We start from the raw sequence: 5,247 nt of genomic DNA, 5'->3' as shown, positions 1-5,247 counted from the left end.
GATGAAAGGTGCATTGCCGCCGGTTTCAAGGCTGACCTTCTTGATCTGGTCAGAGCACTGACGCATCAGCAGCCGTCCGGCCTCGTTCGAACCGGTAAAGCTGATCTTTTGAATCTTGGAATTGGTGCAGAGTTCACGGCCCACGCGATCACCTTCGGACGCATAGATCCAGGTTGACCACGCCATCGGGAAAGCCGGCCTGATGGCGAGAGCAAACATTGCACCTAGCCACGCCACGATAAGATCGAGCGCGGCTTCGTTGCGTGCGGGTCTGTGGTCAGTGGAGGGCGGAGGAAAAGCGCTCGGCGTGCTCGCCCTCGCGATACCACTGGTTCGCGCCGGCAAGCGCCAGTTTCTGAGGCAAATCGCCGAACAGCTGGTAGAGCCTTACTCTCAGGGCTTGGCATCTATGTCGCCTACGACCGCCACATGCAGCCCGTCGCGTGCGAAAGCGGCTTTGTGGAAGGCGCTTAGATCGGAGGGCGTTACGCTAGTCAGGCTCCCTTGGGCGGTCTCGAATACGGATGCGTGCCGTAGATTCCGCGCCGCCAGGCCAGCTCGGCGATCGCATGAGGTTCCGCGCTCATTGGCAATGATTTCGGAGAGAAGCTGGGCGCGTATGCGGTCGAAAAGTGCTGGTGTAGCCGGCTGCGGGTCCCGCCACCGAGAATGTCGGCCAGCAGTCGAGCGCCGCGGCCTCGCACCAGGGACCGCCCATGAATGACTCATGCGAGGCGTCTCAAGGCTGTCCGCGATCCAGCGCCAGATCTCCGCCTCGCCCGAGGGGCGCAGAGCTGGCCGGTTGTGCAGGAGCCGTAGGCAATATCCGCCTTCCTCGTTCGGATGGGTAACGCTTGCGATACGGAGTCTTGACTTTGGCAGTCGCTCTGTGACATTACCTATATAAAGTTCTAAAGAAGGCGATATGGATCATGCATAGGTCACAGAGACCCGAATGAAGGCAACGTATAAACGCACCTATTCGCGCTACGCGATGGAAGCGCTTGGCCTTTTCGGTAAGACCATCCGGCTTGGCCGGATGCAGCACCGGTTAACCGCACAGGAGTTAGCCGAGAGAATCGGTGTTTCACGCAGCACCCTGCAGCGCATCGAGAAGGGCGATCCCAAAGTCGAAATCGGACTGATGTTCGAAGCTGCTGCCATTGTCGGTGTGAAGCTGTTCGATGCCGACGGCAAGGGCATCACAGCCCTCACAGGCCGCATGGACGATCGCATCGCGCTGCTGCCGAAGCACGTCTACAAGGCCAGCAAGCAGATCGTCGATGAGTTCTAAGGTCCCCAAGTACGACGAAGCCTATGTCTGGGTCTGGCTGCCGGGCGAGACCGCGCCGGTTGTCGCCGGGCGGCTATATGCCCATGACGGACTCGTCAGCTTCAACTATGGCAGGAGCTTTCGTGAACTGGGCAGCGCGATCCCGCTTTATCTCCCGGAACTGCCCCTGAAGGCAGGCGAATTGCCTTTGCTTCCTGGCCTAACCATGCCGGGATGCATCCGCGATGCTGCCCCTGATGCCTGGGGACGACGGGTTATCCTAAACCGCAAATTCGGTGTGAAGGGCGATGAAATCGCGCGGCTCGATATTTCAGAACTGACGTTCTTGCTGGAATCAGGCTCGGACCGCATCGGCGCGCTCGATTTTCAGTTTTCGCCCACGCATTACGAGCCGCGCGCACTGGCCAATGCCACTCTCGAAGAGCTTGTCCAATCGGCGGAGCGGGTAGAGAAAGGTATTCCGCTCACCCCCGAATTAGATCAGGCGCTGCATCACGGCAGCTCGATCGGCGGCGCAAGGCCAAAGGCGCTGATCGAGGATGACGCCGTCAAGCATGTCGCGAAATTTTCCTCGTCTGCCGACCTTTACAGCGTCGTCAAAGGAGAATTCATAGCCATGCGGCTTGCCGCCTTGTGCGGCATCAGAGCGGCATCCGTCTCGCTCGTTCGCGCCGCAGGCAACGACGTGTTGCTCGTCGAGCGATTCGACCGGATCAAGGTCACGGGCGGCTGGCAACGCAAATCCATGGTCTCAGCGCTGACGATGCTCGCGCTCGATGAGATGATGGCGCGTTACGCCAGCTACCAGGATTTGGCGGAGATCATTCGCCACCGATTCACCGCGCCGTCGGAAACTCTGCGCGAGTTGTTCAGCCGCATTGTCTTCAACATACTTTGCGGCAACACCGACGATCATGCCCGCAACCATGCGGCATTCTGGGACGGGGCTAAGCTCACCCTCACGCCTGCGTACGATATTTGTCCGCAGGCCCGCAGTGGCCAGGAGGCCAGCCAGGCCATGCTCATCAGCGGCAATAACCGCATGAGCCGGATAGCGTCCTGCCTTGAAGCGGCGCATCACTTCCTGCTCAGCGCGCCGGAAGCTCTTGCGATTGTTGAAGGCCAGCTCCGATGCATTGCGGAGAATTGGCCGCGTGTCAGCGAGGAAGCTACGCTATCCGGCATAGATCGCAATCTGTTCTGGGGCCGACAGTTCCTCAATCCCTACGCTTTTACGGCGCTGGAAGGAAGCGCCGACGTTCTCCGCGCTCTGGCTGACGAACTACGCAACAGTGTTCACGCCTGATCCGGCGCTGGATTTCGGACAAGCTCGGCAAGCGCAAGACGCCACAATATGGACAACCCTTGCCGTGCCAGGACGAAGATTGAACAAACGGCTCTTCAACAGTGACAACGTGCACTGCGGAGAGATGTTGAGCTGACACCGCAAAAGACCAAGACGCGCGACTTCCCGCGATACAACTCCACATAACTGAGCGTCTACAAGCGGTGCAGCCAGCCAAACATCCAGCCATCAAAGCGATGATCGTCTGATCTTTTGCCGATGACATCACGTGGGGGAAGACTTGTTCGAGCGCTTGCCGCTTCATATCGATACCGGCCTGGGCGTAGCGCATCGTTAGTTCAGCCCGAGTGGCCTGGCCATCGACTGATGGTGGCGATGTCAACACCCGCCTTGACGAGGTGGATGGCCGTCGTGTCCCGCAAAGGGCGATGATGGATGCTCTTTTCCGCCATGGTGGTTCCTTCGCCCGCAGCCATGTGTGCGCAGCAAGTATCGAACACCGAACCGGGTGAGCAGTGTGGGGCGGTCGTTGCTTTGCTCGGCGGGACAGGGCGATACCAGACGAAGGTCACAATCGAAGATTCAGGATCCCTGAACTCGTGCATCCGTATTGAACATCAGCGAAAACAGAGCGTAATCCCGCTGTCCAGAAGGCGTGCGGCGGTCGATACGCGCCAGGACGCTCTTGATTTCCGGGCTCATCGAGATATTCGACAGGTGCCACCCACGCGCCCTCTTGAAGGGAAGTGTCACCACCAGTTGCAGCGTATCCTAATATTCGGGGTGCTCCGAAATCAGGAACCGCGCAAAGGCATGCATCGCCGCCAGCCTTGCATTGCGGGTCGCAACTGCCACGCTCGACCTCAAGTGATGTGAGAAAGCTGCCCATCCTGTCGGTATTGATGTCGGAGACCGCTTCTTTCAAGAATATCTTCCCGCTCTCCCGCGGCATGAGCCCGTGGCATGCTTCGGCCCAATGCTGTGGATTGATGTTTCTTCATGCCACAACCTCGCTGACGAGACCGCCGAAAGCCCCTTCAAAGCGGTCGGTGGCGATCTCTCGCAGCTTTGGAAGGTAGTGCATTGATTTTTCGTGGAATGGGGACCCTGTTTAAAGGGTGATTTTCGTCCAAACGGGACCCCTTAACGATGGGGTCATCAAGATGCCTCCGGCTTGATCGGAGGCATTTGTGTTTTGGATGTTGGTTTTAGAGACGATTGCAAAGATACGTCGGCTGTCGCTGGTCCAGGGGAAGTCGATCAAGGCGATCTGCCGTGAGCTGAAGATGTCGCGCAAGGTGGTGCGCAAGGTCCTGCGTTCTGAGGAGACGCAGTTCCGCTACGAGCGCAAGCACCAGCCCTATCCCCGCATGAGAGCTCGGCGTGAGACGCGGGACCGGCTGCTGTCGGCGAATGCGGCCAAGCCGCAGCGGGAGCGGCTGCCGGTCGCTTCGACGGCTTCCATTGCATTCCCCCGTCGGTGTCGAAGACCTGCACGGTGCGCTTCGACAACAACAAATACTCGGTGCTGTCGAGTGCCGTCGGTCGGCCCATCGAGATCCATGCTTATGTCGATCGGATCGCATCCGCCAGAGGATGGCGTGGTCGTGGGAGAACACGTTCGCTCCTTTGGCCGCAACGAGGTCGTCTACGATCCCTGGCACACGGCGCGCGCCGTTCCTTGGCTGGGTCGTGCGGTCGGCAATGGAGAAGGTGCGGCGCAGCTCAAGGCGGTTGATGACGTCGACCGGCAGATGGTGTTGATCCTCACCTGGGTGCTGACCGACGGATTGAGCGCGGTCGAGGCCGCCTGTCAGGAAGCCATCGAGCACGGTGCATCGTCGGCGCCGGTGATCCTCAACATCCTGGCCCGCAGCCGCGATCCGGCGCCGGGCACGATCCTTTCCATTCCCCAAGCGCTGAAGCTAGCTCACGAGCGGTCGCCGACTGCACCCGCTATGACAGTCTCAGGAGGACAAACAGCCATGGAACGCACCGAGGTACTGGAACTGATGGGAGCGCTGAAGCTCTACGGAATGCGCAGAGCCTATGACGAGATCATGGGCGCGTCGCCATCAAGCGACGGCACGAGCCGCCCAGGATTGTCGGTGATCTCTTGCAGGCCGAGATATCGGAGAAGCAGGCCCGCTCCATCAAATACCAGTTCGCTGTCGCCAAGTTGCCGCTGGCCAAGGACATCGACGACTTCGACTTCGCCGACACGCCGGTCACCCCCTGATGCGCGATCTCGCCCGGCCGCGCCTTCGTCGCCGATCAGCGCAACATCGTCCTGGTCGGCCGCCTTCACGGGTCACCCAACTCGCGCGGAAGGTCGACCGCATTGCGACGGGCGCGTGTCGACTTCCCAACAATGTCAGACAGGAGACGCAACGCTATCGGAGCGATCGCATTGCCCGAAACGATTTTCCCAGTTGGCACGACAATTGCGGTCCTATGCGCAAAAGCAAACTAGACCTGAGAGCCGCACCGCATGAATGTAGCCTCCCAATATCTGCCGCTTGTGGCGCATCACGAAGCCGGGCACGCGGTGGCCGCCATCGTTTTGCACCGTCAGACGTTCGACGACGACCGTGAACTCCCTGCTTTCTCAAGTGTTAGTATTTACCCCGACGTCGGTGACGGAGAG

The 5,247-nt window shown here is 59.7% G+C and carries 3 protein-coding genes and 2 pseudogenes; 4 read left to right on the top strand and 1 reads right to left on the bottom strand.

Features of this window, described 5'->3' with window-relative positions; genetic code table 11:
- Window positions 1–219, bottom strand: a 219-nt coding sequence (locus EN893_RS39305) for an aldehyde dehydrogenase family protein (RefSeq protein ID WP_245490855.1), incomplete at its 3' end; no start/stop codon positions are given.
- A gap of 736 nt (window positions 220–955) precedes the next feature.
- Here EN893_RS39305 and EN893_RS17655 point away from each other — a divergent pair.
- The 4 genes and pseudogenes from EN893_RS17655 to EN893_RS39295 all read left to right on the top strand — a co-directional run.
- Entirely contained in the window at window positions 956–1,294 is a 339-nt protein-coding gene (locus EN893_RS17655; protein WP_236383572.1) for a helix-turn-helix transcriptional regulator, read from the top strand.
- A complete protein-coding gene (locus EN893_RS17650; protein ID WP_127206482.1) occupies window positions 1,284–2,600 on the top strand; it encodes a HipA domain-containing protein in 1,317 nt (438 codons plus the stop codon). The genes EN893_RS17655 and EN893_RS17650 overlap by 11 nt, the downstream gene beginning before the upstream one ends.
- Before the next feature lie 1,441 nt (window positions 2,601–4,041).
- Window positions 4,042–4,575 (top strand): annotated as a pseudogene (locus EN893_RS39300) (IS21 family transposase); the annotation flags it as partial.
- 10 nt (window positions 4,576–4,585) lie between these two features.
- Window positions 4,586–4,899 (top strand): annotated as a pseudogene (locus EN893_RS39295) (ATP-binding protein); the annotation flags it as partial.
- Window positions 4,900–5,247 lie beyond the last annotated feature (348 nt).

It is taken from the genome of Mesorhizobium sp. M7A.F.Ca.CA.004.04.2.1, assembly GCF_004022825.1.
GTDB lineage: Bacteria > Pseudomonadota > Alphaproteobacteria > Rhizobiales > Rhizobiaceae > Mesorhizobium.
Note: the sequence above shows the minus strand (reverse complement) of the source record. Positions and strands in the feature narration are given on the sequence as shown.

Coding starts and splice junctions, on each gene's coding strand:
- EN893_RS17650 (WP_127206482.1), top strand. CDS start 1,284: ATGAGTTCTAAGGTCCCCAAGTACGACGAAGCCTATGTCTGGGTCTGG.
- EN893_RS17655 (WP_236383572.1), top strand. CDS start 956: ATGAAGGCAACGTATAAACGCACCTATTCGCGCTACGCGATGGAAGCG.